Source organism: Pantoea piersonii, assembly GCF_003612015.1.
GTDB lineage: Bacteria > Pseudomonadota > Gammaproteobacteria > Enterobacterales > Enterobacteriaceae > Pantoea > Pantoea piersonii.
On the sequence record NZ_RARB01000007.1, the window covers coordinates 183,449 to 209,466 of the forward strand.

The following is a 26,018-nucleotide window of genomic DNA, read 5'->3' on the forward strand; positions in this document are numbered from 1 at the left end:
CGGTAGTATAAAGGCAAGCCAGACGCTTTGATATGTCCTTTTACCCCTGTAGATAAGGAGATCGCGCGCATGGCTTTTCAGACATGGCAAGTCGGACTGGATATTCAGAATACGCAGCTCTGCGCTCTCGCTATACAGCGCCGGCGCGGCGGCTGGCAACTGTGCCGCTGGTGGCAGCAAGGGCTGCCGCAAGATACGTTAAGAAACGGCGTGCTGCAATCTTCGCCTGAATTGCAGGCGGCGCTGCGCATGTTGCAACAGCAGCTGCCGCAGCGCTATTCGCTGCGCGTTGGGCTGCCGACGCAGCTGGTACTGCAACGGTCGCTGGCTCTGCCGACGCAGCGTCTGCAAGAGCCTGCGCTGGAACGTTACGTGACGTCGGCGGCGCAGCGTCTCTTTCCTGTCGAACCGGAAGCGCTGGCGCTGGATTACCGCGCCAGCGAAGCGGATCGCCAGCTTTACATAACGGCCGCACGGCAGGCGGTGATCGCGCAGTGGCTGGCGCCGCTGCAGCAGAGCGCGCTGCGGCCCCGGGTTTTTGAACTGACGACGCATGCGCTGGCGCTGACGGCGCAGGCCGCTGGGCTGGCCGATGATGCCGCGCTGCTGCTCTGTCACGACGCCCAATGGCTCTGGTATAGCCGCGCCGGCGAGAGCGTCGTCGGCAGCGCCAGTCTGGACATAACCGCAGAAGACGTCGCGCAGCGCTCCTTTCCTTACGCCAGCACGCTGTACGGCTGCGCGCCCTCCGATGTCGTTCTGCCCGCTGCATTTTCTCCTTTCTCGCCGTTCAGGCTGTTTACGTATCAGCAGCCGCCGCTGCCGCAGCAGGAAGCGGCGTTCTGTATCGCCGCCGGGCTGGCGCTGCGCCCGGAGGACTGCTGATGATTGCGGTGAATTTGCTGCCGTGGCGGCATGCGCGTCTGCGACGTCAGCGCCGCGCCGCCCTGGGCGTTGGCGCGACGCTGTTGCTGTTGCTGATGCTGGCCGCAGTCTTACAGCTCTGGCATCTCAACCGTATCAGCCAGCAGTTAAGGAGCGCGCAGAACGACGCGCACGATGCGCTGACGACGATCGCCCGGCAGCTCAGCCAGCGTCGCGATCTGCAGCAGCAGCTGGCTATGCAGCAGACGCAGTGGCGCAACGCGCAGCACCACGCTGCGGAACTGATGCGGTGGCATCATTTCTGGCAGGCGCTGCCGACGCTGCTGCCTGACCAGCTCTGGCTGGAGCGCGTGGAAAAAGAGCCGGCGCGTCTGAGCGTAGAAGGGCGCTCGCTGGATATGGGGGCGATAGACGAACTGCGTCGACGGCTCGGCGAACAGACGCTGTTTGCGGCGGTCAAGCAGGGCGATGTAGCGCGTCAGCCGGACGGTTACTATCGTTTTGCGCTGCGCGCCCGGCTTGAGGAGCCCGGCGATGAATAGCGTGCTGGAGCGCTGGCTGCGTCTGCCGCTGCGCGGACAGATCGCTATGGCGACGGCGTGCTTTGTCCTGGCGACGCTGGTGTTGTGGCTGCTGCTTGTGCGGCCGCAGCGGCTGGCGCAGCAGGAGCTGCGCGTCGACATCGCAAGGCTTGAACAGTCATATCAGCAGCAGCTGGCGCAGCTTAGCGCGCTGCCTGCGGAGGCGTTGCTACGGGCGCAGCTGACCGATATCGCAGACCACTCTGACGCCCCCCGTGCCGTGCCGCTTGAAACGCTGCTGGCGGCGCGCGGCAGCCAGCTGGAGGCGTGGCAGCCTGAGTCGGAGCCGCGCAGCGTAACGCTGCTGCTGGCGTGGGAGCAGTTTCAGCCGTTGTTCGCCGATCTGGCAAGTACAGAGGTTCCTTTCCCTGCGCGCTTCTTGCTTGAGGCGAGACAGGGGAAAGTATGGGCGAGACTCTGGCTGGAGGGCGACGATGCACGCTAAATGGCTGCTCCTCTGGCTGAGCGCAGCCAGTCTGTATGCCGCGCCGCGCGACCCGTTTCAGCCGCTGGCGAGCAGCCTGTGCGTCGCGCCGACCGCCCTGACCGGCTGGCGACTGCAGGGCGTGCTGGGACGAGCGGCTGCCCTGCGCGCCTGGCTGGTTTCTCCCCAGGGCACCATCGTTAAGATCGCCCTGGCGGATCCCCTTCCGCTGTCGGGCTGGCGAATGAGCGCCATCGCGCCTCGCAGCCTGACGCTAACAACAAGCAGCGGCTGCTCGCCGCAGATGATCACTTTCTCCCTGAAAGGAAGCGCTTATGCTCAGGATAATCCTCTTTCTGCTGGCGAGCCTCTGGCTGGCGCCGACGCTGGCGAATGACGACGATAACGGCCAGCGGCTCAGCCTCAATTTCGATGATGCGCCGGTAGCCCGGATTCTGCAGGCGCTGGCGGATTATCAGCACCTTAACCTGTTAATCGCCCCTGGCGTGGAGGGAAGCCTCTCGCTGCGGCTTGATGACGTGCCCTGGAAGCAGGCGCTGTCGCTGGTGACGCGGCTGGCGGCGCTCACGGTAGTGGAAGAGGAGAACGTGCTGCTGGTCTACCCCGACAGCTGGCTACAGCAACAGCAGCAAGAGCAGGCGGCCAGCACGCCGCCGCCGCTGGAGCTGCGCGCCGTGACGCTGCACTACGCTAACGCGGCAGAGGTCTATCGCAGCCTGCAGGGGGAGCGGCAGACGCTGCTGACGCCGCGCGGCAGCGTGACCCTGGATGCGCGCGCTAATGCCTTGCTGCTGCGCGATACGCCCTCGGCGCTCAGGGATGCCGAACGCTGGCTGCAGGCGCTTGATGTGCCGCTTGAGCAGGTCGAGCTGGCGGCGCATATCGTCACCATCAGCGAGGAGACGCTGCGCGAACTCGGCGTTAACTGGAACCTGTCTGCCAGCGCGGACGCGGTGACCGACGCGTTGCGTAATCCACGACTGGCGATTCCACTGGCGGCGAGCTCGCCGGGAATAACGGCGGGCGTCACGCTGGCGCGGGTCGGCGGTCGGCTGCTCGATCTGGAGCTAAGTGCGCTGGAGCAGGAAAACCAGGTCGATATTATCGCCAGTCCGCGTCTGTTCACCTCGCACCAGCAGAAGGCGATGATCAAGCAGGGCAGCGAAATTCCGTATGAAGTTTCGGCAGGCAACAGCGGCGCGACTACTATTGAATTTAAAGAGGCGGTGCTGGGCATGGAGGTCACGCCTGATGTACTGGGCAACGGGCGCATCCACCTGAAAATCCGTATCAGCCAGAACGTGCCGGGCCGTGCGATTCAGAACGGCGACAGCAGCATACTCTCCATTGATAAGCAGGAGATCGAAACGCAGGTCACCCTGAAAGATGGCGAAACCCTGGCGCTGGGCGGTATTTTTCAGCAGCAGCGAAGCCGGGGCGAAAATCGCGTGCCGGTGCTGGGCAATATCCCGCTGCTGGGGGCGCTGTTTCGTCATCAGACCGCGGAAAATAAAAAACGCGAGCTGGTAATCTTCATTACGCCGCGATTGGTCAGGGAAGCAGCGCTTACGGCCGGATAAACCGGAAAATGCGCTCCGTAGTGCCAACTGCGTTGACGCAGGACTGGAATTAGCATACAAGGTTTAGCGATTTTTAGAACGCTGTAACCGTCCCGACGGCGCGTATCCGTCAGGGTCAGATATCTCTCCTGAAGGCGGCGCGTAAAAAGCGCAGCGCTAATGCGCATCGTTTCGCATATTGCACACCGGTCCCGCAAGGGGAATGCCGGGCGCGATTTATTCGGTTGCCAAACGCCCTTGAGTGTTGAGATAATTTTTCGTCTGACTCTTGCTAACGCTCATGAGGTCTCAGTTCCTGTCCCGCCAGCGATATCGCTGAACGCGGGGTATCATCAACGAATTCTTAGTAATACCGACAAAATGGCAGAGAAACGCAATATCTTTCTGGTTGGGCCGATGGGTGCCGGCAAAAGCACTATTGGTCGTCAGTTAGCTCAGCAACTCAATATGGAATTTTTCGATTCCGATCAGGAAATTGAGCGACGTACCGGAGCGGATGTGGGCTGGGTATTTGACGTCGAGGGCGAAGCTGGATTTCGTGACCGCGAAGAAAAAATCATTAACGAGCTGACCGAGAAGCAGGGCATTGTCCTGGCGACCGGCGGCGGTTCCGTCAAATCTCGGGAAACACGCAATCGTCTCTCCGCCCGCGGTGTCGTGGTGTATCTTGAAACCACCATTGAGAAACAGCTGGCACGCACGCAGCGCGATAAAAAGCGCCCGTTGCTGCAGGTTGATTCACCGCCGCGTGAAGTGCTTGAAGCGCTGGCGGGCGAGCGCAACCCGCTCTATGAAGAGATCGCGGATGTCACCATTCGTACTGACGATCAAAGTGCGAAAGTGGTGGCCAACCAGATTATCCACATGTTGGAAAAAAACTGATCTAATGCCGAAAGGCTCAGTAACAGGTATCGAGCATCATGGAGAAGATCACCGTCTCACTGGGAGAGCGTAGCTATCCCATCACCATTGCCGCCGGACTGTTCAAGGATCCGGCTTCTTTTTGGCCGCTGAAAGCGGGTGATAACGCGATGCTGGTCACCAACCAGACGCTGGAGCCGCTCTATCTTGAAAAGCTCTCGGCGCTGCTGACGGCTGCGGGCGTCAAAGTGGATCAGGTGATTCTACCCGACGGCGAGCAGTACAAAACGCTGGCTGTGATGGATGAGGTCTTTACCGCGTTACTACAAAAGCCGCACGGCCGCGACACCACGCTTATTGCGCTGGGCGGCGGCGTGATCGGCGATCTTACCGGCTTTGCGGCCGCCAGCTATCAGCGCGGCGTGCGCTTTATTCAGGTGCCCACCACGCTGCTGTCGCAGGTCGATTCATCGGTCGGCGGCAAAACGGCCGTTAACCACCCGTTAGGCAAAAACATGATCGGCGCTTTCTACCAGCCCGCATCGGTAGTGATCGATACTGACTGTCTGCGCACGCTGCCGCCGCGCGAGCTGGCTTCAGGCCTGGCGGAAGTGATCAAATACGGCATTATTCTGGACGGCGATTTCTTTAGCTGGCTGGAGCAAAACCTCGATGCACTGCTGGCGCTGGATGAACAGGCGACAGCCTGGTGCATTCGCCGCTGCTGCGAGCTTAAGGCAGAGGTCGTCGCGGCGGATGAGCATGAGCATGGCCAGCGCGCGCTGCTGAACCTGGGGCACACCTTCGGCCACGCCATCGAGGCGCATATGGGCTACGGCAACTGGCTGCACGGCGAAGCCGTCGCGGCGGGGATGGTCATGGCGGCGCGCACGGCGCAGCGTCTGGGCCAGTTCAGCGAGGCCGACACGCAGCGTATCATCGCGCTGTTGCAGCGCGCCGGTCTGCCGGTGCACGGCCCGGAGAGCATGAAGGCGGAAGATTATCTGCCGCATATGCTGCGCGATAAAAAGGTGCTGGGTGGCGAGCTGCGGCTGGTGCTGCCGCTGGCGTTAGGCCGCTCCGAAGTGCGCGGCGGCGTGGCGCATGATATGGTGCTGGCTGCAATTAACGACTGTCAGAAACCCTGAATATAAGCAGTTAAGTGGTGACGCGGCGCGCGGGGTGCGCATGGCCGAATGCCGCTTTACGGAGGAGGCAAAATGGATGAGTTTAAACCGGAAGACGAGTTAAAACCTGACGCCAGCGACCGCCGTCCCTCGCGCCCGCGTAAGACGGCTTCTGCACCTAAAGTACCGGTTTCGCGCCAGCATATGATGATGGGCATCGGCATTCTGGTGCTGTTGCTGCTGGTGCTTGGCATTGGATCGGCGCTGAAAGGCCCCGATGAGAGCAAACCGGCGGCAGGCAACGGCGCGAAGAACGCACCGGCTTCCTCCGGCGGCAACGGCGGCGAAAAGAGCATCGATCTTTCCGGCTCGACCACCATGAGCGGCGGGCAGACGGCGCCGACGGAAGGCGCAGCCCCAGGCAACGCGCCGGTCGATGGCAGTGCGCCAGCCAGTGGCAGCGCGCCGCGCGACGTCTCTATGCCGCCGGTCTCCTCTACGCCGACGCAGGCAGCGCCGGTGGAGGCGCCCGCCAGTCAGCAGCGCGTCACTTTGCCTGGCGATCTCAACAGCGCGCTGAGCAATCAGCAGCAGCAGGTTGATAACGCCGCACAGGGCGGCAGCTCGCTGCCGACTGCGCCGGCGACCGTCAGCGGTAGCGCTGGCAACAGCATTAGCGCGCCTGCGGCGACGCGTTCGGCCACGCCACGCCCCGCTGCGCAGCCGCATGCGTCACGCGAACCGGCGCATAAATCCGCCGCAGCCAGCCGCCCAGCGGCCAGCGAAAGCCGCACTCATACCACGCCAGCGCGTCCTGCCCTTGGCAGCACGACAAGCGGCAACGGCGCGGCATCCAGCAGCAGCGCGACAGCCAGCAGCAGCGCAGCAGGCAAGTCGGTGCCGGGCGGCAACTATACGCTGCAGCTGAGCGGCGCCTCGCGTGCAGAAAGCCTGAACGCCTGGGCGAAGAAACAAAATCTCAGCGGCTATCACGTCTACAAAACCACCCGCAACGGCCAGCCGTGGTACGTGCTGGTGAGCGGATCTTACGCGACCTCGGCGGACGCCCGACGCGCCGTCGCCTCGCTGCCCGCAGAAGTACGCGCGCAAAATCCCTGGGTGAAGCCCGTGAGTCAGGTTAAAAAAGAAGCCAGCCAGTAAACCATGTGGGGCCGGTTAATCCGGCCCCGTTGATAAGCGCCGTTCTGCTGTCGGTCCGCCACAGCTCCACAATAAGATGTATAACCACGACAGCATGAAGAAAAATCGCGCTTTCCTGAAATGGGCAGGAGGCAAATACCCTCTGATGGAGGATATCCGTCGCCATCTGCCGCAAGGCGACTGCCTGATTGAGCCATTTGTCGGCGCGGGTTCGGTGTTTCTCAACACCGACTATGAGCGCTACCATCTGGCGGATATCAACAGCGACCTGATTAATCTCTATAACATCGTTAAAGACCGCAGCGCGGTATTTATTGAGGATGCGCGTCGGCTCTTCTCGCCGGAAGGCAATACGTCGGAGTGCTATTACCTGCGCCGCACCGCCTTTAACGCCAGCAGCGACGCCTATGAGCGCGCGCTGCTGTTTCTCTATCTTAACCGCCACGGTTACAACGGCTTATGCCGCTATAATCTGCGCGGCGAGTTCAACGTGCCCTTCGGCCGCTACCGCAAGCCCTATTTTCCTGAGGCTGAACTGCTATGGTTTGCTGAGCGGGCGCAAAAGGCGACCTTTGTCTGCGAATCGTACGATGTTACCCTGACTAACGCGCAGGCGGGTTCGGTGGTCTATTGCGATCCGCCCTATGCGCCGCTGTCGGCAACGGCCAATTTTACGGCCTACCACACCAACAGCTTTAGCCTGCGGGAGCAGCAGCATCTTGCGGAGCTGGCGTCGCGGCTGGCGCTGGAGAGCCGCATACCGGTTCTGATCTCTAATCACGATACCGCGCTGACGCGTCTCTGGTATCAGGATGCAGTCTTACATGTGGTTAAAGCACGGCGTTCTATCAGTCGGAGCATAACGGGTCGCACACAGGTCGACGAACTGCTGGCACTTTACTGCTAGTCTGTTTCGTCCGCGACCAGGCATTACGTCAGCCGCAAGGCTGGCGCACAACATTGGGAGAATCGGATGAAACAATATTTGCTGGCCCCTTCAATCCTCTCGGCGGATTTTGCCCGCCTTGGTGAAGATACCGCAAAAGCGTTAGCCGCTGGCGGCAACGTGGTGCATTTCGACGTGATGGACAACCACTATGTTCCCAATCTGACGATGGGGCCGATGGTGCTGAAAGCGCTGCGCGACTACGGTATTACCGCGCCGATAGACGTGCATCTGATGGTTAAGCCGGTCGATGCGCTGATCCCGGAGTTCGCCAAAGCAGGCGCCAGCTATATCACCTTTCATCCCGAAGCGAGCGAGCACGTTGACCGCACGCTGCAGCTGATTAAAGAGCACGGCTGCAAAGCGGGCATGGTATTTAACCCCGCGACGCCGCTGAGCTACCTCGATTACGTGATGGATAAGCTCGACGTGATCCTGATTATGTCGGTCAATCCTGGCTTCGGCGGCCAGTCCTTTATTCCCGGTACGCTGGATAAGCTGCGTGAAGCGCGCAGGCGCATCGATCACGGCGGCTACAATATTCGCCTGGAAGTGGACGGCGGCGTAAAAATTGACAATATCGCGCAGATCGCCGCGGCAGGTGCGGATATGTTCGTTGCCGGTTCGGCAATTTTCGGCCATCCCGACTACAAGAAAGTGATTGATGAAATGCGTCACGAACTGGAGAAGGTTAATGGCTCATTTCACTGATATCCGCGCGCTGGCGTTCGATCTTGACGGTACGCTGGTGCACAGCGCGCCAGGGCTGGCGCAGGCTATCGACCACGCGCTGGCGGATTTACAGCTGCCGCCCGCGGGCGTAGAGCGCGCCTCTACCTGGATCGGCAACGGCGCGGATGTGATGATGTCGCGCGCGCTGACCTGGGCGCTGGGCCGCGCGCCGCAGCCCGATGAGCAGCGCGACGCGCGCGCGCTGTTCGACAAACATTACGCCAGTACGGTGGAAGCGGGCAGCACGCTCTTTCCGCAGGTGAGAGAGACGCTGCTGGCGCTGCATGCCAAAGGCTTGCCGATGGCGATCGTCACCAATAAGCCGACGCCTTTCGTCGCGCCGCTGCTGGCGTCGCTGGGCATCGCCGAAGCCTTTACGCTGATCATTGGCGGCGATGACGTGATCGTAAAGAAACCGCACCCCGCCGCGATTTTTCTGGTGCTAGGCCGCTTCGGCGTGCTGCCGAATCAGCTTTTGTTCGTCGGCGATTCACGCAACGATATTCAGGCGGCCCAGGCCGCTGGGGTGCCGAACGTCGCCATGACCTATGGCTATAACTACGGCGAGCCGATTTCCGGCAGCAACCCTGACTTGACTCTCGACTCTTTTGATGAACTTTTGCCCCTTCTCGGGCTGCACTAATCAGGACACAAGTATGAGCAAACCCATTGTTTTCAGCGGCGCACAGCCGTCCGGCGAACTTACCATTGGCAACTATATGGGTGCGCTGCGTCAGTGGGTGCAGATGCAGGACGATTTCCACTGCATTTACTGCATCGTCGATCTGCACGCCATCACCGTTCGTCAGGATCCGATCGCGCTGCGCAAGGCGACGCTGGATACGCTGGCGCTCTATCTCGCCTGCGGCATCGATCCCAGCAAGAGCACCATTTTCGTGCAGTCGCACGTACCGGAACATGCTCAGCTGAGCTGGGTGCTGAACTGTTACGCCTATTTCGGCGAGCTGAGCCGCATGACTCAGTTCAAGGATAAATCGGCTCGCTACGAAGAGAACATTAACGCGGGTCTGTTTGATTATCCGGTGCTGATGGCGGCGGATATCCTGCTTTACCAGACCAATCAGGTGCCGGTAGGCGAAGACCAGAAGCAGCACCTTGAGCTGAGCCGCGATATCGCACAGCGTTTTAACGCCATCTATGGCGATATTTTCCGCGTGCCTGAGCCTTTTATCCCGAAATCCGGCGCGCGCGTAATGTCGCTGCTGGAGCCGACCCGTAAGATGTCCAAATCGGACGATAACCGCAATAACGTTATCGGCCTGCTGGAAGATCCGAAGTCGGTCGTCAAGAAGATCAAACGCGCCGTTACCGACTCCGAAGAGCCGCCAGTGGTGCGTTACGACGTCAAGGAGAAGGCCGGGGTGTCGAACCTGCTGGATATCCTGTCGGGCGTGACCGGCAAAACCATTGCCGAGCTGGAAGCGGAGTTCGAAGGCAAGATGTATGGCCACCTTAAGGGTGCCGTGGCGGATGCGGTATCCGGCATGCTCTCTGAGCTGCAGGAGCGTTACAACCGCTACCGCAACGATGAAGCCTTCCTGGAGCAAGTGATGCGCGACGGCGCGCAGAAAGCGCGTGCGCGTGCGCAGGAGACGCTGAAGAAGGTCTACGAAGCGATCGGCTTTGTCGCCGCGCCCTGAGACCCTGAAAAAATAAAAGGACGGCAATTACGCCGTCCTTTCAGACCGCAGGAAACGTCCTCTCACCTGCGTCAGTATCCTGCACAAATCTTCTCGATACGGCGGTTATCGGCCGCCGTTCTTATCTCTTCCGCTTAAAACCAGCGCAGCCGATCGCGCAGCGAAACCACGCTGCCGATAATAATCAACGACGGGCTCTCAACCTGTTGCGCCAGGTCGCTGAGCCGCTCCAGCGTGCCAGTCACTACGCGCTGTCGCGTGCTGGTGCCGTTTTCCACCAGCGCTACCGGCATATCCGCGCGCATACCGTGACGCATTAGCTGCTGCTGAATATGCGGCGCCTGCGTCAGCCCCATATAAAACACCAGCGTCTGCTGCTCGGCAGCCAGTTTTTCCCACTCCAGCGCGTTTTCCTGCTGCAGATGGCCAGTCACCAGCCGTACGCTCTGCGCATGATCGCGGTGAGTCAGCGGAATGCCGCTGTAGGCCGAGCAGCCTGACGCCGCCGTCACGCCCGGCACCACGCTGAACGGTATCTGATGCTGCGCCAGGATCTCCAGCTCCTCGCCGCCGCGTCCGAAAATAAAGGGATCGCCGCCTTTCAGCCGCACGACGCGCTTGCCGCGCTGCGCCTGTTCCAGCAGCAGCTGGTTAATCTGCGCCTGGGGCACGCAGTGATGTCCGGCACGCTTGCCGACGAAAATCCGCTCCGCATCGCGACGCACCAGGTTAAGGATCTCCTCTGAAACCAGCCGGTCATACACAATCACATCAGCCTGCTGGATCTGCTGTAGCCCTTTCAGCGTCAGCAGCCCGGCGTCGCCCGGCCCGGCGCCCACCAGCGTTACTTCGCCCTGCGCGGGCAACGCGTCGCTGAAGAGGGAATCGACCATCTGCGCCGCGCGCGCGCCGTCGCCGTTAGCCAGCGTCTGCGCCAGCCTGTCGCTGGTAAAGAAACGCTCCCAGAAATAGCGGCGCTGCGCCATAGAGGCGAAACGTTGTCTGACGCGCGCGCGCAGCGTGCCTGCCAGCGACGCCAGCTGACCGAGATGCTGCGGCAGCAGCGCCTCGATTTTTTCACGCAGCAGGCGGGCCAGCACAGGTGCGCGCCCGCCGGAAGAGACCGCCACCATCAGCGGCGAACGATCGATGATTGACGGCATAATAGCGCTGGCCTGTTCCGGCGCATCCACCAGATTGCAGAAGATGCGACGCGCTTCGGCGGCCTGCGCCACCTGCTGATTCACCGCATCGTCATCGGTGGCGGCGACTACCAGCCAGCACCTGTCCAGCCATGCGTCGTTAAATGTGCCTGAGATCGGCGTTATCTCGCCGCTGTCAGCCCACTGACGGAACGCAGAGGAGAAATGCAGCGCGCCGACGTGCAGATCGGCGCCGGCAGAGAGCAGCAGGCGCGCTTTGCGTTCAGCGACTTCGCCGCCGCCCACCAGCAAACAACGTTTGCCCTGCAGGCGGCAAAAAAGGGGAAAGTAGTCCATAGAGCGTCCTGAAAGCGAGAGAGGAAGGCAGGCTGCCGGCGCGCAGGGCGTCGGCAGCGTAGCATAGCATCAGGAGAGAGGTCGGTTCAGGCGCACACTTCGACTTTGCCTGCGTTTACCCGTACCGGAAAAGCGGCGACGGAGCGCGACGCATCCTCCATACAGTAGCCGTCGCTGAGGCGAAAACGCTGCTTCTTCAGCGGGCTGGCTACCCAGAGGCTCTCTTCATGCTCGGCGATTATGCCGCGCGACAGCACGCTGGCCTGCGCAAAGGGATCGATATTGCTGATGGCGAACAGCTCACTATCCTGGCGCGGGCGGAAAATAGCGATCTGCTGGTTATTCACCAGCGCGCATACGCCGGTGGCGGGCAGGATTTGCTCCAGATCGCAGACGGGCGTCCACTGGCTCATACTTCGCTCTCCTCAATCAGGGTAACGGCAATGCGCTCTTCCGGCCGCGCCGGACGATGCTGGCTGCGCTCGGCGACCATCTGCACGTTGGGATCGCGCAGCGGCGCGTTGATAAAGTGGGCGAAACGCGCCTGCTGGGCGGGATCTTCCACCGCTTCTTTCCACTCGCAGCGGGCGCGGGCGCGCAGCTCGCTCAGCTCCGCCTCCAGCTTGCTGTTAATGCCCAGTTTGTCGTCGATAATCACGCTGCGCAGATAGTCGATGCCGCCCTCAAGGCTCTCCAGCCACAGCGAGGTGCGCTGCAGCCTGTCTCCGGTGCGGATATAGAACATCATAAAGCGATCCAGATAGGCGATCAGCGTGTCGCCGTCGAGATCGGCCGCCAGCAGATCGGCGTGGCGCGGCTTCATGCCGCCGTTGCCGCATACGTAGAGGTTCCAGCCTTTTTCCGTGGCGATAATGCCGACGTCTTTGCCCTGCGCCTCGGCGCATTCGCGCGTGCAGCCTGAGACGCCGAACTTCATTTTATGCGGCGTGCGGATACCTTTATAGCGATTTTCCAGCGCGATGCCGAAGCCGAGGCTGTCGCCGACGCCGTAACGACACCAGGCGCTGCCGACGCAGGTTTTCGCCATGCGCAGTGCTTTAGCGTAGGCCTGACCGGTTTCAAAGCCCGCGGCGATAAGCTGCGACCAGATGGCGGGCAGATCGTCTTTCTGCGCGCCGAACAGGCCGATGCGCTGCGAGCCGGTGATTTTGGTGTAAAGGCTGTAGCGCTCAGCGACCTCGCCAATCACTTTAAGGCCCTGCGGCGTGATTTCGCCGCCGGGCGAACGTGGAATAACGGAATAGGTGCCATCTTTCTGAATATTGCCGAGGAAGAGATCGTTGCTGTCCTGTAGCGGTGTATGCTGCGGCGCAAGCACAAAGTCGTTCCAGCAGGAGGCCAGCAGCGAAGCTACCGTGGGTTTGCAGACTTCGCAGCCGTAGCCTTCGCCATATTTTGCCAGCAGCGCGTCGAAGCTTTTAATCTCCTCGACGCGAATCAGGTGATAAAGCTCCTGACGGGAGTAGGGGAAATGGGCGCAAAGGTGGTTATTGACCTCAATGCCCTGACGGCTAAGCTCGGCGTTCAGCACCTGCGTCAGCAGCGGAATGCAGCCGCCGCAGCCGGTTCCCGCGCGCGTTTCGCTCTTCAGCGCCGCCACGGTGTGGCAACCGCCCTGAACCGCTTTGATGATGTCGCCTTTGCTGACGTCGAAGCAGGAGCAGATCTGCGCGCTGTCCGGCAGCGAATCGACACCCATAACCGGCTTTTCGCCACTGCCAACAGGCAGGATCAGACCTTCCGGATTTTCCGGCAGCGGAATGGCGTTAAGAACGAACTGCAGCAGATTGCCGTAGTCGCTGGTATCGCCTACCAGCACTGCGCCGAGCAAGGTTTTGCCCTCTTCGCTGACGATCAAGCGTTTGTAGATCGACCGGCTTTCATCCAGCCAGACGTAGCTGCGCGCCCCTGGCGTACGGCCGTGGGCATCGCCGATGCCGCCGACATCGACACCGAGCAGCTTGAGCTTGGCGCTCATGTCAGCGCCCCGGAAGGCGCTGTCACGGCCGGTTAAGGCATCGCTCGCCACCTGCGCCATTTTATATCCCGGCGCGACCAGACCAAATACGCGGTTCTGCCATGCGGCGCACTCGCCGATAGCGTAAATTGCCGGATCGCTGGTGCGGCAGCGGTCGTCTACGGCGATGCCGCCGCGCTGGCCGATCGCCAGGCCGCACTGTTTCGCCAGTTTGTCCTGAGGACGAATGCCGGTGGAAAAGACAATAAAGTCAACGTCCAGCGCGCTGCCATCGGCAAACTGCAGGGTTTTGCCGCCCGCCGCATGATGCACGATCTGCTGGGTGTTTTTGCTGGTGTGCACCTGCACGCCCATCTCTTCGATTTTACGACGCAGCTGCTCGCCGCCCTGAACGTCGAGCTGTTCGGCCATCAGTACCGGCGCGAACTCAATCACGTGCGTTTCGATGCCTAAGTTTTTCAACGCGCCTGCGGCTTCCAGACCGAGCAGGCCGCCGCCGATTACCGCGCCTCGTTTGCTGCGGCGCGCGCAGGCTTCAATGGCGTTGAGATCTTCAATGGTGCGATAGACGAAGCAGTCTGCGCCTTCCGAGCCTTTGATCGGCGGGATCCATGGCCAGGAACCCGTGGCGAAGATCAGCGTATCGTAACGGACGGCGCGGCCGGTATTGGAGTGGATCAGCTTCTCTTCACGGTTGATGGTGATGGCGCGTTCGCCCAGCAGCAGATTGACCTGATGTTTTTCATAGTAGCCTTCGCGAACCAGGGAGAGTTCTTCGGCGGTATGGTGAGAGAAGTAGGCGGAAAGGTGGACGCGGTCATAGGCGACGCGGGGTTCTTCACAGAACACGGTTAACGCGAACTGGCCGGGTTCGGCTTTGTCGATCAGTTCTTCAATAAAGCGATGCCCCACCATGCCGTTACCGATAACGACGACATTGTGCTTGCTCATACTTGCCTCAAAATTGCGGGAATTGAGGCTACAATAGCGCGCCGTTTTTAGCTCATATTGATATATATCAAGTGCCTTTCCGTATACCTATTTTGAGGTATGTGGCTGTTTCTGAATCATTTTTCGTAAGTTATTCGATCTACTAAGAAAAGCGCTGGATCACATTTTTTGCGGCGGCCAGAAAAGAAAAGGGCGGCTTGCGCCGCCCTTAATACAGGACAAGGTGTGTCAGGCGATCTTGTTATCAGTGCATCGCATGGCCGTGCTGGCGATGGCGGGTAACAAAGCCCAGCAGTACGCACATCACGAACACGACGGCATAGAGTCCATTGGCCGTCAGCAGCGCGGCATGAACGCCGCCTTGCTTCACGATGGGGCTGGTCACCACGAAGGTCAGCATGGTGCCGACGGTGCCGCAGGTGAGGATAAAGTTCACCAGCTTCGGCGAGGAGACTTTGGTCTGCAGTGAGCCGAGCGTAATGATGGTGGTGTAGATGGCGCTGGAGCTAAAGCCGAGGATCATAATCACCCAGCGCAGCATGCTGGCGTCCGTGGCGCTGACGAACCAGTACATCAGCAGCGTCGCCAGACCGGCCAGCACCATCAGAATGCGCTGCAGATCGAAGAAGCGCAGCAGGAAGCTGAAGACCCACATGCCGACCATATAGGCGGTCCAGAAGTTGCCGACCAGCTGGCCCGCGCTGGCGATATCCATGCCCATGGTTTTCGTAGCGTACTCAGGCACCCAGGAGATAAAGCCGAGCTGGCCGAGGATATAGCAGAGCGCGGCTACCGCGAGGAACAGGACGCCGATGCCCCATTTCTCTTTCTCCACCGTCGGGCTGTTTTCCGGCTTGCGCAGCACCGGGAACTCGACGCACAGGGTCAGGATGAAGATGGCAACGTAGATAAGCCCGATGCAGACATAGACCCAGTACCAGGGCAGCGCGCGCGCCAGCAGGATGCCAGCCAGGACCGGAAACAGCGTACCGGCCATGCTGAAGAAAGAGTCGGTAAACAGCAGGCGTGAGCCGCGCTGACGGCCTTCATACATATGCGTAATAAGGAAGGTGCCGATCGACATAGTGATGCCGCTGACCACGCCCAGCACGAACATACAGAGCGAGAAGACGGAGAGATCGCGGCTGGTCATCAGACCCAGCACCGCCAGCACCATCAGAATAAAGCCGAAAATCAGCTGGCGCTTCAGCGGCACGATAACCATCAGCCAGGCGTTAAGGAAAACCGAGACCAGAATGCCGGCGTTCAGAAAGGTAAAGGTGTTGCCCATACTTTCAATCGGCAGCTGGAAATCCTTCGCGATATCGCCCATGACCATGCCGGTGACGATCACCAGCGCGCCGGTCAGCGCGTACGAGAAAAAGCTTATCCAGGTAAGCCCAATACGATTACGATTTGTCATGTTGTGAACCTGTGAAAACAGAGAGGGCGGCATAAAACTGTCAGAAAGTGTAAACGGAACCGTGATCTTAATAAATAAAGACTGAAAATCACCTTTCATATTTCATTCATAATGTGACTTGTATCACGAGAACGTTTGCGCAGGCGCTTCTTCTGCCCTGAACAGGCTGTGCGTAAATAACGGTAAAACGCTGGCTCTTGTATTTTATGCTCTTTACAATCAGTCTCGTTAAAAACTGCTCTCCAGGGTAAGGAATCTTTCATGCTTAAACGTACTCTTACAGCGGCGGTCGCCCTGTTTGCGCTCTCTTCCGTTTCAGCCTCAGCGCTGGCCGCCAAAGGCGATACGCACGTCCTGTTCACGACGTCCGCCGGTAATATCGAACTCGAACTGAATAATCAAAAAGCGCCGGTTTCGGTGAAAAACTTCGTCGACTACGTTAACAGCGGGTTCTATAACAACACTATTTTTCACCGCGTGATCCCGGGCTTTATGGTGCAGGGCGGCGGTTTTACTACCGACATGCAGCAGAAGCAGACCAACGCGCCGATCAAAAATGAAGCGGATAACGGTCTGCGCAACCTGCGCGGCACCATCTCCATGGCGCGTACCGCCGATAAAGACAGCGCGACCAGCCAGTTCTTTCTGAACGTTGCCGATAACGCTTTCCTCGATCATGGACAGCGCGACTTCGGCTACGCGGTTTTTGGTAAAATTGTGAAAGGAATGGATGTAGCCGACAAAATTTCCCAGGTCCCTACCAAAGATGTCGGCCCTTATCAAAATGTGCCGGTAAAACCGGTAGTTATCCTCTCTGCTAAAGTCCTGCCGTAACTTTTTGCGCCGCCATCCTCTGGCGGCGTCGCCTTGCCCGCTTCCGGCAAAGGGAAAATTTGCTCCTATACTCAGCTTCGAGAGTGCGGACAACCCTGAGCAGGAGGCGGCATGGCAAACAAACTCACCGAGAAGCAGAAAAATACGCTCTGGCAGCAGCGACGCGTCGCCAGTTATCAGGCCAGCTGTCGGCTGGAAGGCTTAACGCTGGCGGAGCCTGTCAGCGCTTACGAGCAGGCTGAAGCGGCTGAAGCGCGACTCGACTCGCTGAGGAGGCAGTATGGTGCCGAATAGTAGCGTCGCACGCGATCCTTATCTGTGGCAAAACGACGACGTGTTGAAAAACCGGCTGGAAATCCACGACGCCGCGCAGTTGCGTAAGGCGGAGCTGGCGTTCAGCGCCGCGCGTCTCGCCACGCTGGAGCTGGGGCCAGCCACTATCGGTCTCCCTTTCCTGCGTCATATTCACCGCACGCTGTTTCAGGATGTCTATAGCTGGGCGGGTGAGCTGCGCACTATCGATATCTGGCGCGACGACACGCCGTTTTGTCATTTCGAATATATCGAAAAAGAGGGCAATACGCTGATGGACGCGCTGGAAGAGGAAGAGGGGCTGCGCAACCTTGAGCAGGAGGATTTCGTGGCGCGTATCGCGCACTACTATTGCGAAATCCATATGCTGCATCCGTTTCGTGAAGGCAACGGGCGCGCCCAGCGCATTTTCTTCGAACAGCTGGCGCTACACGCCGGGTATTTCCTGGCGTGGCAGAACGTTGAGGAGCAGCAGTGGCGAGAGGCTATCCAGGCGGGCGCGGACGGCGACATTGCGCCGCTGGAAGCGGTATTCGCCCGCATCGTGAGTCGCGCCAGTCTGTAAAACGCGTAGAATAGCGGCGGCTTTCTCCGTCTGGACTGACTATGCTGTTGCTAATCGACAACTACGACTCCTTTACCTGGAACCTTTACCAGTATTTTTGCGAGCTTGGCGCGCAGGTGCGCGTAGTACGCAACGATGCCATCACGCTGGAGGAGATGGCGGCGCTGCCGCTGTCGCATCTGGTGATTTCGCCGGGGCCCTGCACGCCCGATGAGTCAGGTATTTCGATGGCGGCGATCCGCCACTTCGCCGGGCGCATTCCGGTGCTTGGCGTCTGTCTGGGCCATCAGGCGATCGCCCAGGCTTATGGCGCGAAGGTGGTTCGCGCCCGTCAGGCGATGCACGGCAAAACCTCCGCTATCGCCCACACGCAGCGCGGCGTGTTCCGCAATCTCAATCAACCGCTGACCGTCACGCGCTACCACTCTCTGATTGTGGCGTGGGATTCTCTGCCCGACGCCTTTGAAATCACCGCCTGGAGCCTGAAAGAGGGCGAGCCGGATGAGATTATGGGGTTTCGTCACAAGGCGCTGGCGCTGGAAGGGGTGCAGTTTCATCCGGAAAGTATTCTGAGCGAGCAGGGACATCAGCTGCTGCGTAATTTTCTCGAATCCTGAAGTTATGTTTGCCTTTGAATGATTTATTATGCATATTTTGTGATTATTATTTCACTGTGGCTCAATAAATAATCAGAGGTGGTCGGCGATGGCAACGGAGAAAATTGCGGTAACGCGGGAAACGTTCGATAACGTTATCTTGCCTGTTTATGCACCTGCGCAGTTCGTGCCGGTAAAAGGCAAGGGCAGCCGTGTCTGGGATCAGCAGGGCAAAGAGTATATCGACTTTTCCGGCGGCATCGCCGTAACGGCGCTGGGCCATTGCCATCCAGCGCTGGTGGAGGCGCTGAAAACCCAGGGCGAAACCCTGTGGCATTTGAGCAATGTCTTTACCAACGAGCCTGCGCTGCGCCTCGCCAGCAAACTGATCGATGCCACCTTCGCCGAGCGCGTCTTTTTCGCCAACTCCGGCGCCGAAGCGAACGAAGCCGCTTTCAAGCTGGCGCGCTACTACGCCTGCCATCGCCACAGCCCGTTCAAAACCAAAATCATCGCGTTCCACAACGCGTTTCACGGCCGTACCCTGTTTACCGTTTCCGTTGGCGGTCAGCCCAAATATTCCGACGGTTTTGGACCGAAACCAGCGGATATCGTACACGTTCCCTTTAACGATCTGGAGGCGGTCAAAGCGGTTATTGATGACCATACCTGCGCCATCGTGGTTGAGCCGATTCAGGGCGAGGGTGGCGTTATGCCCGCCACGCCGGAGTTTATGCAGGGATTGCGCGCGCTGTGCGATAAGCATCAGGCGCTGCTGGTGCTGGATGAAGTGCAGAGCGGCATGGGACGCAGCGGCAAGCTGTTCGCGTATGAACACTACGGTGTGACGCCGGATATTCTCACCACCGCCAAAGCGCTGGGCGGCGGCTTCCCGGTGAGCGCCATGCTGACCACCCATGAGATAGCCTCAGCCATGTCGCCGGGCGTACACGGCACCACCTACGGCGGCAACCCGCTGGCCTGCGCGGTAGCGGAAGCCGCGCTGGATGTCATCAATACGCCGGAGGTGCTACAGGGCGTTCAGACGCGTCGCGAGCAGTTCGTAACGGCGCTGAAAGCGCTCGACGCGAAGCATGATCTCTTTACGGACATTCGCGGCAAAGGTTTACTGATCGGCGCGGCGCTGAAGCCGCAGCATGCCGGTAAAGCGCGCGATATCCTTCACGCGGCTGCGGCGGAGGGCGTGATGGTGCTGGTGGCGGGAACCGATGTGATCCGCTTTGCGCCATCGCTGGTCATTGAACCCACCGATATTGAAGAGGGCATGACGCGCTTTGCCCGCGCGGTGGAAAGCGTCCTGACGGCCTGATCAACTTTTCCGCAGATGCCTTATCAGCCAGCGGCCATGGTGCGGCCGTTGGCTCCACGCCAGCGACGAAATGGTGTGCATCACGTTCAGATGCTCCAGAATGCGCTTCACATGCTGCTCCAGAATCGTCGTGGGGCCTTCATCCATGTTTTCTACGCCCGCCATCACGTTGGTCTGCGATCCCGGCCCGTCATACTCCAGCCGCTGCTGGCAGCGCTGTAGCGCAATTTCGCATGACTGCAGATAACGCTGCGCCAGATCGGGCGTCAGCATAGTGTGTTCGCGAGCAAGGATCGTCATGGCGTTGATATGCTCGACGATAAACTGGCTGTGCGTCACCCATAAGCGCATATCTTTCAGGTATTGCGCATTGAAGCCCGGTTCCTGCATCGCCTGATTGAGCGAGTTGAACAGCGCATTATGCGCCTGGTTGACCTTCATACGCTGATAAGCCAGCTGCTTCGCCTCCTGCTCCGGCCCCAGCAGCAGGCGCAACGCATCCTGATAGGTTTCCAGCGCGTCGTGGGCGTTCTGACGCAGCAGCCCGCTCTGCCACTGCGGCCAGAGCCATAGCATGCCGCCAAAGGCGATAAGGCATCCCATCAGGGTATCCATCAGGCGTGGCAGTAAAAACTGCGCGCCGTTTAGTGACAGCAGCTGCAGCGAGTAAACCGCCGTGACGGTAAAGCCGATCATCGACCAGCCGTAATATTTACGCGTCACCAGATAGCTCAGCAGCGTCACCACCAGCATAAACAGCAGCACCAGCGATTCCGGTACCGCGAAGCGCAGCGAGGCGGCGGCAATCACCAGGCCGGCGAAGGTGCCCAGCGCCCGGTGCTGGATCCGCACCCGCGTGGCGCTGTAGCCGTTCTGGCTGACAAACATAATGGTCATCAGGATCCAGTAGGGCTTGGGGATATCGAACAGCATCGCCAGCGCGCTGCCGAACATCAGCATCACGGCGAAGCGCGCCGCCGTGCGCAGCGCAGAGGACTTCAGCGACAGATAGCTGCGCAGCGCGGCAAGCAGCGGCAGACGGCGCTGGCGATCGGTCATCAGGTCGCGCTGATAGAGCGGTTTTTGCGTGCGCAGCACGCGCGCGATGCGGCTGAAGTGGTAGAAGCAGAAGTGGCCCACCGGGTTATCGGGATGCTGACGGGCGATCTTCTCCAGCGCGCCGAGCGGCTTATCCATATCGAAACGGCTCGGCAGCTGGTGGTAAAGAATGGCGTCGGCGAGCGCGCGCAGTCGTGCCGAGATAATGTTGGCGTTCCAGCGTATTACCGCTTCTGCATGGCTGCGCTCTACCAGTTTCTGCACCTCCTCTGGCTGATGCAGGCTGACAGAGATATGCTCCTGCAGATCGAGCGCCACCTGAAAAGCGCGCGTCAGCCGTTTATGGCTGTTGTCGCGGCTGGCGGAGAGCATATGCATCTGCTGATAGCAGGTGTTAATCAAATCGACCGCTTTCTGCTGGCGCGCCAGCAGCGGGGGCAACGCTTTTTCCGGATCGGTAAGCTGGGTCAGCAGCGTATATTTCGCGTCGCAGTAATCCGCCAGTTCGCGGTAGATCAGGCTCAGGGTTTCGCGCATCGGCTGCTCTTTCCACAGCCAGAACCAGAACCAGTTGAAGAGTCCATACCAGAGCGTGCCGCCGATATAGAGCAGCGGCGGCACATAGATCGGCATGCGGCCGATCAGGCTCAGCGTAAAGATGGCCGCCACCAGCGTCCCTGAGAGCAAACGCCCGTGCAGAGGGCTGATTTCGCCGGTAACGCCCAGCAGCAGCGGCAGAACAAAGAGCACGGCAGGCAGCGGCACGCCTTTCAGCGTTAAGAGCTGGATCAGGAAACTGCCGAGCGCAAACAGCGAGCCGCCGACAATCAGACGTTTGAAGAAGCGCTTGTGCGGCGTATCCAGACCCGCGACGTTACAGCAGGCAGGAACGAGAGAGAAGAGCAGCCCTTTTTGCAGATCGCCGAACAGCCAGCCGAGCGCCACGGGAATGCACAGCACCAGCGTCTGCCGCAGGGCATAGTTAACTTCGGGGTGATAGATGATTCGACGCCACATCACTTCGCTAAAAGCAGTAACGGCGTGACTGAGAAATCACGCCGTGAGTGAGAGGAAATCAGCGGGTGCCGTAAACGACAATGGTTTTGCCGTGTGCGGAAATCAGATTCTGGTCTTCCAGCATTTTCAAAATGCGGCCCACGGTTTCGCGTGAGCAACCAACGATTTGGCCAATTTCCTGACGAGTAATTTTGATTTGCATGCCGTCGGGATGCGTCATGGCGTCTGGCTGTTTAGCCAGGTTAAGCAGGGTTTGTGCAATACGTCCGGTAACGTCGAGGAAAGCTAAATTGCCTACTTTTTCCGATGTGACCTGCAGACGGCGCGCCATCTGCGACGAGAGACGCATTAAAATATCCGGGTTCACCTGGATAAGCTGACGGAATTTCTTGTAGGAAATCTCCGCCACTTCGCACGCGGTTTTAGCGCGTACCCAGGCGCTGCGCTCCTGACCTTCTTCAAACAGGCCAAGCTCGCCGATAAAATCACCCTGATTCAGGTAAGAGAGGATCATCTCTTTGCCCTCTTCATCTTTGATAAGTACCGCAACGGAACCTTTCACGATGTAGTAGAGGGTTTCAGCCTTCTCACCCTGATGAATCAGCGTACTTTTGGATGGATATTTGTGAATATGGCAATGGGACAGGAACCATTCGAGTGTAGGGTCTGTTTGCGGTTTGCCGAGAACCATTCGCTATTATCCTCTGTTGTAATCGTGCCCAAAACGCGGGGGGATTATTCCCTGCCAGGCGATGAAAGCTTCAAGCGTTTCTCCTGAAGGAGATTATTCGGGCCTTATTTTGCGGCAGGCGCTTGATGTGTCCCGTCTTCGTCCTTAACAGAACGAACTATTTTCAGCACTGTTTGTAGCACAGCTTTTGCCGACTGTCTTCTGTTGTCTCGCTTCAGCAAAGGGGGGATTACTCTGGATTGCTGTTTGTCAGGTGAACGCGTACTCTGGCGGCAAACGGGCTATTCTTGAGGTGGAAACATGCAGGCACGAGTGAAGTGGGTCGAAGGGTTAACCTTTCTCGGCGAGTCGGCGTCGGGACATCAGATTCTGATGGACGGCAACTCCGGCGATAAAGCGCCAAGTCCGATGGAGATGGTGCTGATGGCGACGGGCGGCTGCAGTGCCATCGACGTGGTCTCTATTTTACAGAAAGGGCGCAACGAGGTGGCGGACTGCGAGGTGAAGCTGACCTCAGAGCGTCGCGAAGAGGCGCCGCGTCTGTTTACCCATATTAACCTGCACTTTGTGGTCAGCGGCAAAGCGCTGAGCGATAAAGCCGTGGCGCGCGCGGTAGATCTCTCAGCGGAGAAGTATTGTTCGGTGGCGTTAATGCTGGGCAAGGGCGTTGAGATTACCCATAGCTATGAGGTGATTGAGCTGTAAGGCTGGTTGCCTTTAGCAACGAGCTCGCGCGGGTGAAATGGGCCGATCGCAAAGTCGCTCAAGGCATCCATGCGCGCTCGGCCCGCGACATCCTTGTCGCGGGACGCTTTGCTCCTCTGCCCATCTCACCCGCTCTTTGCGTTCCGGATGCCCTCTTTTGCGTCTTTGCGATCGGGCCTTGTCATCCGCGACCACCTCGGTCTTACGACCTGCGACCACCTGCGACCACAGCCGGTCAGGCGATCTGCTTCCCTTCCATCAGTCGCTGCACCAGCGGTGCCATAATCAGCTCCATCGCCAGCCCCATTTTACCGCCCGGCACCACCAGGGTATTCATATGCGAAATAAACGAACCCTGCAGCATCGCCAGCAGATAGGGGAAGTCGATATTTTCCAGCCCGCGGAAGTGAATAACCACAAAGCTCTCGTCCAGCGACGGGATCTCACGCGCGGCGAACGGGTTTGAGGTATCGACGGTAGGGACGCGCTGGAAGTTGATATGGGTGCGTGAAAACTGCGGCGTAATGAAATTGATGTAATCCTCCATCGAGCGAACCACGGAATCCATCACGGCTTCGCGCGAGTGGCCGCGTTCGCTGGTGTCGCGCACCAGCTTCTGGATCCACTCCAGGTTAACGATCGGCACAACCCCCACCAGCAGATCGACTTTCTCCGCCACATTATGCTGCTGCGTCACTACGCCGCCGTGGAGCCCTTCATAGAACAGCACGTCGGTATTTTCCGGCAGCGGCTGCCAGGGCGTAAAGGTGCCAGGCACCTGATTCCAGGGAACGGCTTCGTCGTAGGTGTGCAGATACTTGCGCGACTGGCCTTTCCCTTCGTTGCCGTAGTCGGTAAAAGTTTGCTCCAGCAGACCGAAGTCATTGGCTTCCGGACCGAAATAGCTGACGTGGCGCCCTAAGTCGCGCGCCTTGCGGATAGCCATATCCATTTCCGGCCGCGTATAGCGGTGGAAGCTGTCGCCCTCCAGCTCGGCGGCATGCAAGTTGAGCTGCTGAAAAATTTTACGGAACGCCAGGCTGGTGGTGGTGGTGCCGGCGCCGCTGGAGCCGGTTACCGCAATAATCGGATGTCGTGCTGACATGGAAAAGCTCCCAGTAGAGTCGGGCGATGAGCATAGTTAACACGAAAAGCGCGTCGACGCATCAGCCGCGAAATTCGCTGCGCGGCATAATATTGATAGTTTCATGCAGTTCCGACCAGACCAGCACGACGTCGCCGCGCTCCAGCTGGCGGCGCACATCATCGACTTTTTGCGCCAGGCTGCGCTCCTGCTCGCCGTAGTCAGTGCCTTCGCGCAGCACAAAGGCTTCAATCAGGTTGGTAAGCGTATCGGGATCGAGTTGTTGCCAGGGAATAATCATGATGAGAGCCATTGTGTAAGCCACTGCGGCACACGTTGTTCGAGCCACATCTGCGGTTGACGCAGCGTGCCGCCGACAAAGCCAACGTGTCCGCCATGCGGCGTAAGTTGATAGAGGGTGCTGGCTGAGAGCTGCTCCGGCAGTGGGATCACCTCATCAGTCATAAAAGGATCGTCTTTGGCGTGAATGATCAGCAAGGGTTTACGCACCTTTTTTAACAGCGGCATAGCGCTGGCGCGCCGGTAATAGTCGCCCGCATCAAGAAAGCCGTGGGCGCGGGCGGTGATGGCGTCGTCAAAATCGCGCAGGCGGCGCAGCGCCTTAAGCTGCAGCAAATCTACCGGCAGCGTGCCCGGCCACGCGCGCAGTTTACGCTCGGCGTTCTTTTTCAGCTGATCGAGCAGATAGCGTTGATAAAAGCGTGAAAAACCCTGTTCAAGCTTCAGACTGCACGGCTCCAGCAGCAGCGGCGCAGAGACGATAACCCCGGCGTCGAGCGGCGCCGCCTCGCCCAGCCTGCCGAGCAGGCAGCCCAGCATATTGCCGCCGAGCGAAACGCCTACCGCGGCGGTCGGCGCATCGCCCCAGCGCGTTTTCAGCCAGCGCAGAAAAAAGGCGGCGTCTTCGGTTTCGCCAGAGTGATAGATACGATGCAGGCGGTTCGGTTCGCCGCCGCAGCCGCGAAAATGCATCACGACGCCGAGCCAGCCCTGCCGCTGGCAGGCATGCATCAGCCCGTGGGCGTAAGGACTGTGAAAGTTGCCCTCCAGACCGTGAAACAACACCACGCGCGGCTTATGGCTCGCCTGCTGCGGATCTTCGCTCCAGGCGAGATCGACGAAGTCGCCGTCCGGCAAATCGAGGCGCTGCCAGTGCGGACGCAACAGCAGACGACGACGCACCAGACGCGGCAGCACCGTCTGCAGATGCGGATTGCGCAGGGCGCGCGGCGGCATAAAGCCCGCTGTCGCGTCAGGATTAAAATTCATGCCGCCAGGGCTTGTCTGATCCATATCACACTGTTAGCTTCGTTAAGTTTGTCGCAAGTCTGGGGTGAGGAGCACCCGTTCATGGAACTGAGCCTGTTTTTTTCAATGTTAGGTTTTCTCTGGGTCGCCGCCATCACGCCAGGCCCTAATAATATGTTACTCACCGCCTCCGGCGCCAATTTCGGCTTCTGGCGTACCTTGCCGTTAATGGTCGGCATTATGATCGGCATGCAGGTGATGCTGCTGATGGTGGCGTTCGGCGTCGGCGGCCTGATCCTGCTCTATCCCGCGCTGCACCTTATCCTCAAGATCGCCGGCAGCCTTTATCTGCTCTGGCTGGCCTGGAAAATCGCCACTGCCGCCTATGAGAAGCTGGAAACCGGCGACGCGCCGCCAAAACCGATGCCGTTCTGGCAGGGCGGCCTGCTGCAGATGATAAACCCGAAAGCCTGGCTGATGGCGCTGGGCGCGGTCGCGAGCTTTAGTCTTGCCGGCGCTGCCTATCTGCATTCGGTCATGGCTATCAGCTTTGGCATGTTTCTGGTTAACCTGGTGGCGGGCATTATCTGGATCGGTTTCGGCGCGCTGATTGGCCGTATCCTGCAAAGCCGCCGCGCCTGGACCCTCTTTAACGTGGCGATGGGCCTGCTGACCGCCGCCTGCGTGCTGCTTATCTGGCGTTGA

General features: G+C 59.4%; 28 protein-coding genes. 19 read left to right on the forward strand and 9 right to left on the reverse strand.

Translation table 11 applies throughout. From position 1 onward, the window contains the following. The first annotated feature begins 69 nt into the window (after nt 1-69). The 12 genes from pilM (at nt 70) to trpS (ending at nt 9,979) form a co-directional block, all read left to right on the forward strand. Nucleotides 70-885 carry a pilus assembly protein PilM gene (gene pilM / locus D7S44_RS18310; protein ID WP_120457281.1) on the forward strand — a complete coding sequence of 272 codons (816 nt, stop codon included), beginning with the start codon at nt 70-72 and terminating at the stop codon, nt 883-885. Continuing rightward, on the forward strand, nt 885-1,427 hold the full coding sequence (locus tag D7S44_RS18315; RefSeq protein WP_120457283.1) for a PilN domain-containing protein: 543 nt from the start codon (nt 885-887) through the stop codon (nt 1,425-1,427). The genes pilM and D7S44_RS18315 overlap by 1 nt, the downstream gene beginning before the upstream one ends. Then, the gene (locus tag D7S44_RS23560) at nt 1,420-1,911 is read left to right on the forward strand and encodes a HofO family protein (RefSeq protein WP_158591283.1); all 492 of its coding nucleotides are present in this window, start codon (nt 1,420-1,422) and stop codon (nt 1,909-1,911) included. Before D7S44_RS18315 ends, D7S44_RS23560 begins: the two co-directional genes overlap by 8 nt. Further along, nucleotides 1,901-2,287, forward strand: coding sequence for a HofP DNA utilization family protein (locus D7S44_RS18330; protein WP_120457287.1), 387 nt, complete (start codon nt 1,901-1,903; stop codon nt 2,285-2,287). The genes D7S44_RS23560 and D7S44_RS18330 overlap by 11 nt, the downstream gene beginning before the upstream one ends. Beyond that, nucleotides 2,226-3,491, forward strand: coding sequence for a DNA uptake porin HofQ (hofQ, locus tag D7S44_RS18335; RefSeq protein WP_120457289.1), 1,266 nt, complete (start codon nt 2,226-2,228; stop codon nt 3,489-3,491). The genes D7S44_RS18330 and hofQ overlap by 62 nt, the downstream gene beginning before the upstream one ends. 360 nt (nt 3,492-3,851) lie before the next feature. Further along, nucleotides 3,852-4,373 carry a shikimate kinase AroK gene (gene aroK / locus D7S44_RS18340; RefSeq protein WP_033753090.1) on the forward strand — a complete coding sequence of 174 codons (522 nt, stop codon included), beginning with the start codon at nt 3,852-3,854 and terminating at the stop codon, nt 4,371-4,373. A gap of 38 nt (nt 4,374-4,411) precedes the next feature. Beyond that, nucleotides 4,412-5,500, forward strand: coding sequence for a 3-dehydroquinate synthase (gene aroB, locus D7S44_RS18345; RefSeq protein WP_120457292.1), 1,089 nt, complete (start codon nt 4,412-4,414; stop codon nt 5,498-5,500). 72 nt (nt 5,501-5,572) lie between these two features. Continuing rightward, nucleotides 5,573-6,640, forward strand: a complete 1,068-nt coding sequence (locus D7S44_RS18350) for an SPOR domain-containing protein (RefSeq protein WP_120457294.1) — start codon at nt 5,573-5,575, stop codon at nt 6,638-6,640. 94 nt (nt 6,641-6,734) lie between these two features. Beyond that, nucleotides 6,735-7,547, forward strand: a complete 813-nt coding sequence (gene dam / locus D7S44_RS18355) for an adenine-specific DNA-methyltransferase (RefSeq protein ID WP_120457389.1) — start codon at nt 6,735-6,737, stop codon at nt 7,545-7,547. 66 nt (nt 7,548-7,613) lie between these two features. Then, nucleotides 7,614-8,297, forward strand: a complete 684-nt coding sequence (rpe, locus tag D7S44_RS18360; RefSeq protein ID WP_120457296.1) for a ribulose-phosphate 3-epimerase — start codon at nt 7,614-7,616, stop codon at nt 8,295-8,297. Beyond that, nucleotides 8,281-8,961, forward strand: coding sequence for a phosphoglycolate phosphatase (locus D7S44_RS18365; RefSeq protein ID WP_120457298.1), 681 nt, complete (start codon nt 8,281-8,283; stop codon nt 8,959-8,961). Before rpe ends, D7S44_RS18365 begins: the two co-directional genes overlap by 17 nt. 13 nt (nt 8,962-8,974) lie before the next feature. Next, nucleotides 8,975-9,979, forward strand: a complete 1,005-nt coding sequence (gene trpS, locus D7S44_RS18370) for a tryptophan--tRNA ligase (protein WP_120457300.1) — start codon at nt 8,975-8,977, stop codon at nt 9,977-9,979. 134 nt (nt 9,980-10,113) lie between these two features. Here trpS and cysG read toward each other — a convergent pair whose 3' ends face one another. The 4 genes from cysG to tsgA all read right to left on the reverse strand — a co-directional run bounded on the left by cysG (nt 10,114) and on the right by tsgA (nt 15,851). Beyond that, nucleotides 10,114-11,478: a siroheme synthase CysG gene (gene cysG, locus D7S44_RS18375; RefSeq protein ID WP_120457302.1), complete on the reverse strand. Its 1,365-nt coding sequence runs from the start codon at nt 11,476-11,478 to the stop codon at nt 10,114-10,116. Between the two features lie 86 nt (nt 11,479-11,564). Beyond that, the gene (gene nirD, locus D7S44_RS18380; protein ID WP_120457304.1) at nt 11,565-11,891 is read right to left on the reverse strand and encodes a nitrite reductase small subunit NirD; all 327 of its coding nucleotides are present in this window, start codon (nt 11,889-11,891) and stop codon (nt 11,565-11,567) included. Further along, nucleotides 11,888-14,428, reverse strand: a complete 2,541-nt coding sequence (gene nirB, locus D7S44_RS18385; RefSeq protein ID WP_120457306.1) for a nitrite reductase large subunit NirB — start codon at nt 14,426-14,428, stop codon at nt 11,888-11,890. The genes nirD and nirB overlap by 4 nt, the downstream gene beginning before the upstream one ends. 244 nt (nt 14,429-14,672) lie before the next feature. Further along, nucleotides 14,673-15,851, reverse strand: coding sequence for an MFS transporter TsgA (gene tsgA / locus D7S44_RS18390; protein ID WP_120457391.1), 1,179 nt, complete (start codon nt 15,849-15,851; stop codon nt 14,673-14,675). A gap of 261 nt (nt 15,852-16,112) precedes the next feature. On the opposite strand from tsgA, the gene ppiA reads away from it, so the two are divergent. From ppiA to argD, 5 genes are all read left to right on the forward strand, one after another. Then, a complete protein-coding gene (gene ppiA, locus D7S44_RS18395; RefSeq protein WP_120457308.1) occupies nt 16,113-16,685 on the forward strand; it encodes a peptidylprolyl isomerase A in 573 nt (190 codons plus the stop codon). Between the two features lie 111 nt (nt 16,686-16,796). Then, entirely contained in the window at nt 16,797-16,979 is a 183-nt protein-coding gene (locus D7S44_RS18400) for a YhfG family protein (RefSeq protein ID WP_120457310.1), read from the forward strand. Next, nucleotides 16,966-17,562 (forward strand): putative adenosine monophosphate-protein transferase Fic, encoded by a 597-nt coding sequence (locus D7S44_RS18405; protein ID WP_120457312.1) that lies wholly within the window; start codon nt 16,966-16,968, stop codon nt 17,560-17,562. Before D7S44_RS18400 ends, D7S44_RS18405 begins: the two co-directional genes overlap by 14 nt. A gap of 41 nt (nt 17,563-17,603) precedes the next feature. Further along, nucleotides 17,604-18,179: an aminodeoxychorismate synthase component II gene (locus tag D7S44_RS18410; RefSeq protein WP_120457313.1), complete on the forward strand. Its 576-nt coding sequence runs from the start codon at nt 17,604-17,606 to the stop codon at nt 18,177-18,179. 88 nt (nt 18,180-18,267) lie between these two features. After that, complete coding sequence (argD, locus tag D7S44_RS18415) at nt 18,268-19,488, forward strand: bifunctional acetylornithine/succinyldiaminopimelate transaminase (RefSeq protein WP_120457315.1); 1,221 nt, start codon at nt 18,268-18,270, stop codon at nt 19,486-19,488. Here argD and D7S44_RS18420 read toward each other — a convergent pair whose 3' ends face one another. Both D7S44_RS18420 and crp read right to left on the reverse strand, forming a co-directional pair. Then, entirely contained in the window at nt 19,489-21,564 is a 2,076-nt protein-coding gene (locus tag D7S44_RS18420) for a YccS/YhfK family putative transporter (protein ID WP_120457317.1), read from the reverse strand. A gap of 58 nt (nt 21,565-21,622) precedes the next feature. Continuing rightward, complete coding sequence (crp, locus tag D7S44_RS18425; RefSeq protein WP_000242758.1) at nt 21,623-22,255, reverse strand: cAMP-activated global transcriptional regulator CRP; 633 nt, start codon at nt 22,253-22,255, stop codon at nt 21,623-21,625. Between the two features lie 300 nt (nt 22,256-22,555). Here crp and D7S44_RS18430 point away from each other — a divergent pair, with 300 nt between their 5' ends. Continuing rightward, entirely contained in the window at nt 22,556-22,960 is a 405-nt protein-coding gene (locus D7S44_RS18430) for an OsmC family protein (protein WP_120457319.1), read from the forward strand. Between the two features lie 235 nt (nt 22,961-23,195). On the opposite strand, the gene D7S44_RS18435 is transcribed toward D7S44_RS18430, so the two are convergent. From D7S44_RS18435 to D7S44_RS18445, 3 genes are all read right to left on the reverse strand, one after another. After that, nucleotides 23,196-24,065: a phosphoribulokinase gene (locus tag D7S44_RS18435; protein ID WP_120457321.1), complete on the reverse strand. Its 870-nt coding sequence runs from the start codon at nt 24,063-24,065 to the stop codon at nt 23,196-23,198. Nucleotides 24,066-24,126: 61 nt separating this feature from the next. Next, a complete protein-coding gene (locus D7S44_RS18440; protein WP_120457323.1) occupies nt 24,127-24,345 on the reverse strand; it encodes a YheU family protein in 219 nt (72 codons plus the stop codon). Continuing rightward, the gene (locus tag D7S44_RS18445; protein WP_120457325.1) at nt 24,342-25,358 is read right to left on the reverse strand and encodes a hydrolase; all 1,017 of its coding nucleotides are present in this window, start codon (nt 25,356-25,358) and stop codon (nt 24,342-24,344) included. Before D7S44_RS18445 ends, D7S44_RS18440 begins: the two co-directional genes overlap by 4 nt. Before the next feature lie 57 nt (nt 25,359-25,415). Between D7S44_RS18445 and D7S44_RS18450 the strand changes: the two genes are divergently transcribed. Then, complete coding sequence (locus D7S44_RS18450) at nt 25,416-26,018, forward strand: LysE family translocator (RefSeq protein WP_120457328.1); 603 nt, start codon at nt 25,416-25,418, stop codon at nt 26,016-26,018.

What these genes read in the sequence shown, in the direction of transcription:
- pilM (WP_120457281.1), top strand. Translation starts at nt 70, where the DNA reads ATGGCTTTTCAGACATGGCAAGTCGGACTGGATATTCAGAATACGCAG.
- D7S44_RS18315 (WP_120457283.1), top strand. Translation starts at nt 885, where the DNA reads ATGATTGCGGTGAATTTGCTGCCGTGGCGGCATGCGCGTCTGCGACGT.
- D7S44_RS23560 (WP_158591283.1), top strand. Translation starts at nt 1,420, where the DNA reads ATGAATAGCGTGCTGGAGCGCTGGCTGCGTCTGCCGCTGCGCGGACAG.
- D7S44_RS18330 (WP_120457287.1), top strand. Translation starts at nt 1,901, where the DNA reads ATGCACGCTAAATGGCTGCTCCTCTGGCTGAGCGCAGCCAGTCTGTAT.
- hofQ (WP_120457289.1), top strand. Translation starts at nt 2,226, where the DNA reads ATGCTCAGGATAATCCTCTTTCTGCTGGCGAGCCTCTGGCTGGCGCCG.
- aroK (WP_033753090.1), top strand. Translation starts at nt 3,852, where the DNA reads ATGGCAGAGAAACGCAATATCTTTCTGGTTGGGCCGATGGGTGCCGGC.
- aroB (WP_120457292.1), top strand. Translation starts at nt 4,412, where the DNA reads ATGGAGAAGATCACCGTCTCACTGGGAGAGCGTAGCTATCCCATCACC.
- D7S44_RS18350 (WP_120457294.1), top strand. Translation starts at nt 5,573, where the DNA reads ATGGATGAGTTTAAACCGGAAGACGAGTTAAAACCTGACGCCAGCGAC.
- dam (WP_120457389.1), top strand. Translation starts at nt 6,735, where the DNA reads ATGAAGAAAAATCGCGCTTTCCTGAAATGGGCAGGAGGCAAATACCCT.
- rpe (WP_120457296.1), top strand. Translation starts at nt 7,614, where the DNA reads ATGAAACAATATTTGCTGGCCCCTTCAATCCTCTCGGCGGATTTTGCC.
- D7S44_RS18365 (WP_120457298.1), top strand. Translation starts at nt 8,281, where the DNA reads ATGGCTCATTTCACTGATATCCGCGCGCTGGCGTTCGATCTTGACGGT.
- trpS (WP_120457300.1), top strand. Translation starts at nt 8,975, where the DNA reads ATGAGCAAACCCATTGTTTTCAGCGGCGCACAGCCGTCCGGCGAACTT.
- cysG (WP_120457302.1), bottom strand. Translation starts at nt 11,478, where the DNA reads ATGGACTACTTTCCCCTTTTTTGCCGCCTGCAGGGCAAACGTTGTTTG.
- nirD (WP_120457304.1), bottom strand. Translation starts at nt 11,891, where the DNA reads ATGAGCCAGTGGACGCCCGTCTGCGATCTGGAGCAAATCCTGCCCGCC.
- nirB (WP_120457306.1), bottom strand. Translation starts at nt 14,428, where the DNA reads ATGAGCAAGCACAATGTCGTCGTTATCGGTAACGGCATGGTGGGGCAT.
- tsgA (WP_120457391.1), bottom strand. Translation starts at nt 15,851, where the DNA reads ATGACAAATCGTAATCGTATTGGGCTTACCTGGATAAGCTTTTTCTCG.
- ppiA (WP_120457308.1), top strand. Translation starts at nt 16,113, where the DNA reads ATGCTTAAACGTACTCTTACAGCGGCGGTCGCCCTGTTTGCGCTCTCT.
- D7S44_RS18400 (WP_120457310.1), top strand. Translation starts at nt 16,797, where the DNA reads ATGGCAAACAAACTCACCGAGAAGCAGAAAAATACGCTCTGGCAGCAG.
- D7S44_RS18405 (WP_120457312.1), top strand. Translation starts at nt 16,966, where the DNA reads ATGGTGCCGAATAGTAGCGTCGCACGCGATCCTTATCTGTGGCAAAAC.
- D7S44_RS18410 (WP_120457313.1), top strand. Translation starts at nt 17,604, where the DNA reads ATGCTGTTGCTAATCGACAACTACGACTCCTTTACCTGGAACCTTTAC.
- argD (WP_120457315.1), top strand. Translation starts at nt 18,268, where the DNA reads ATGGCAACGGAGAAAATTGCGGTAACGCGGGAAACGTTCGATAACGTT.
- D7S44_RS18420 (WP_120457317.1), bottom strand. Translation starts at nt 21,564, where the DNA reads ATGTGGCGTCGAATCATCTATCACCCCGAAGTTAACTATGCCCTGCGG.
- crp (WP_000242758.1), bottom strand. Translation starts at nt 22,255, where the DNA reads ATGGTTCTCGGCAAACCGCAAACAGACCCTACACTCGAATGGTTCCTG.
- D7S44_RS18430 (WP_120457319.1), top strand. Translation starts at nt 22,556, where the DNA reads ATGCAGGCACGAGTGAAGTGGGTCGAAGGGTTAACCTTTCTCGGCGAG.
- D7S44_RS18435 (WP_120457321.1), bottom strand. Translation starts at nt 24,065, where the DNA reads ATGTCAGCACGACATCCGATTATTGCGGTAACCGGCTCCAGCGGCGCC.
- D7S44_RS18440 (WP_120457323.1), bottom strand. Translation starts at nt 24,345, where the DNA reads ATGATTATTCCCTGGCAACAACTCGATCCCGATACGCTTACCAACCTG.
- D7S44_RS18445 (WP_120457325.1), bottom strand. Translation starts at nt 25,358, where the DNA reads ATGGATCAGACAAGCCCTGGCGGCATGAATTTTAATCCTGACGCGACA.
- D7S44_RS18450 (WP_120457328.1), top strand. Translation starts at nt 25,416, where the DNA reads ATGGAACTGAGCCTGTTTTTTTCAATGTTAGGTTTTCTCTGGGTCGCC.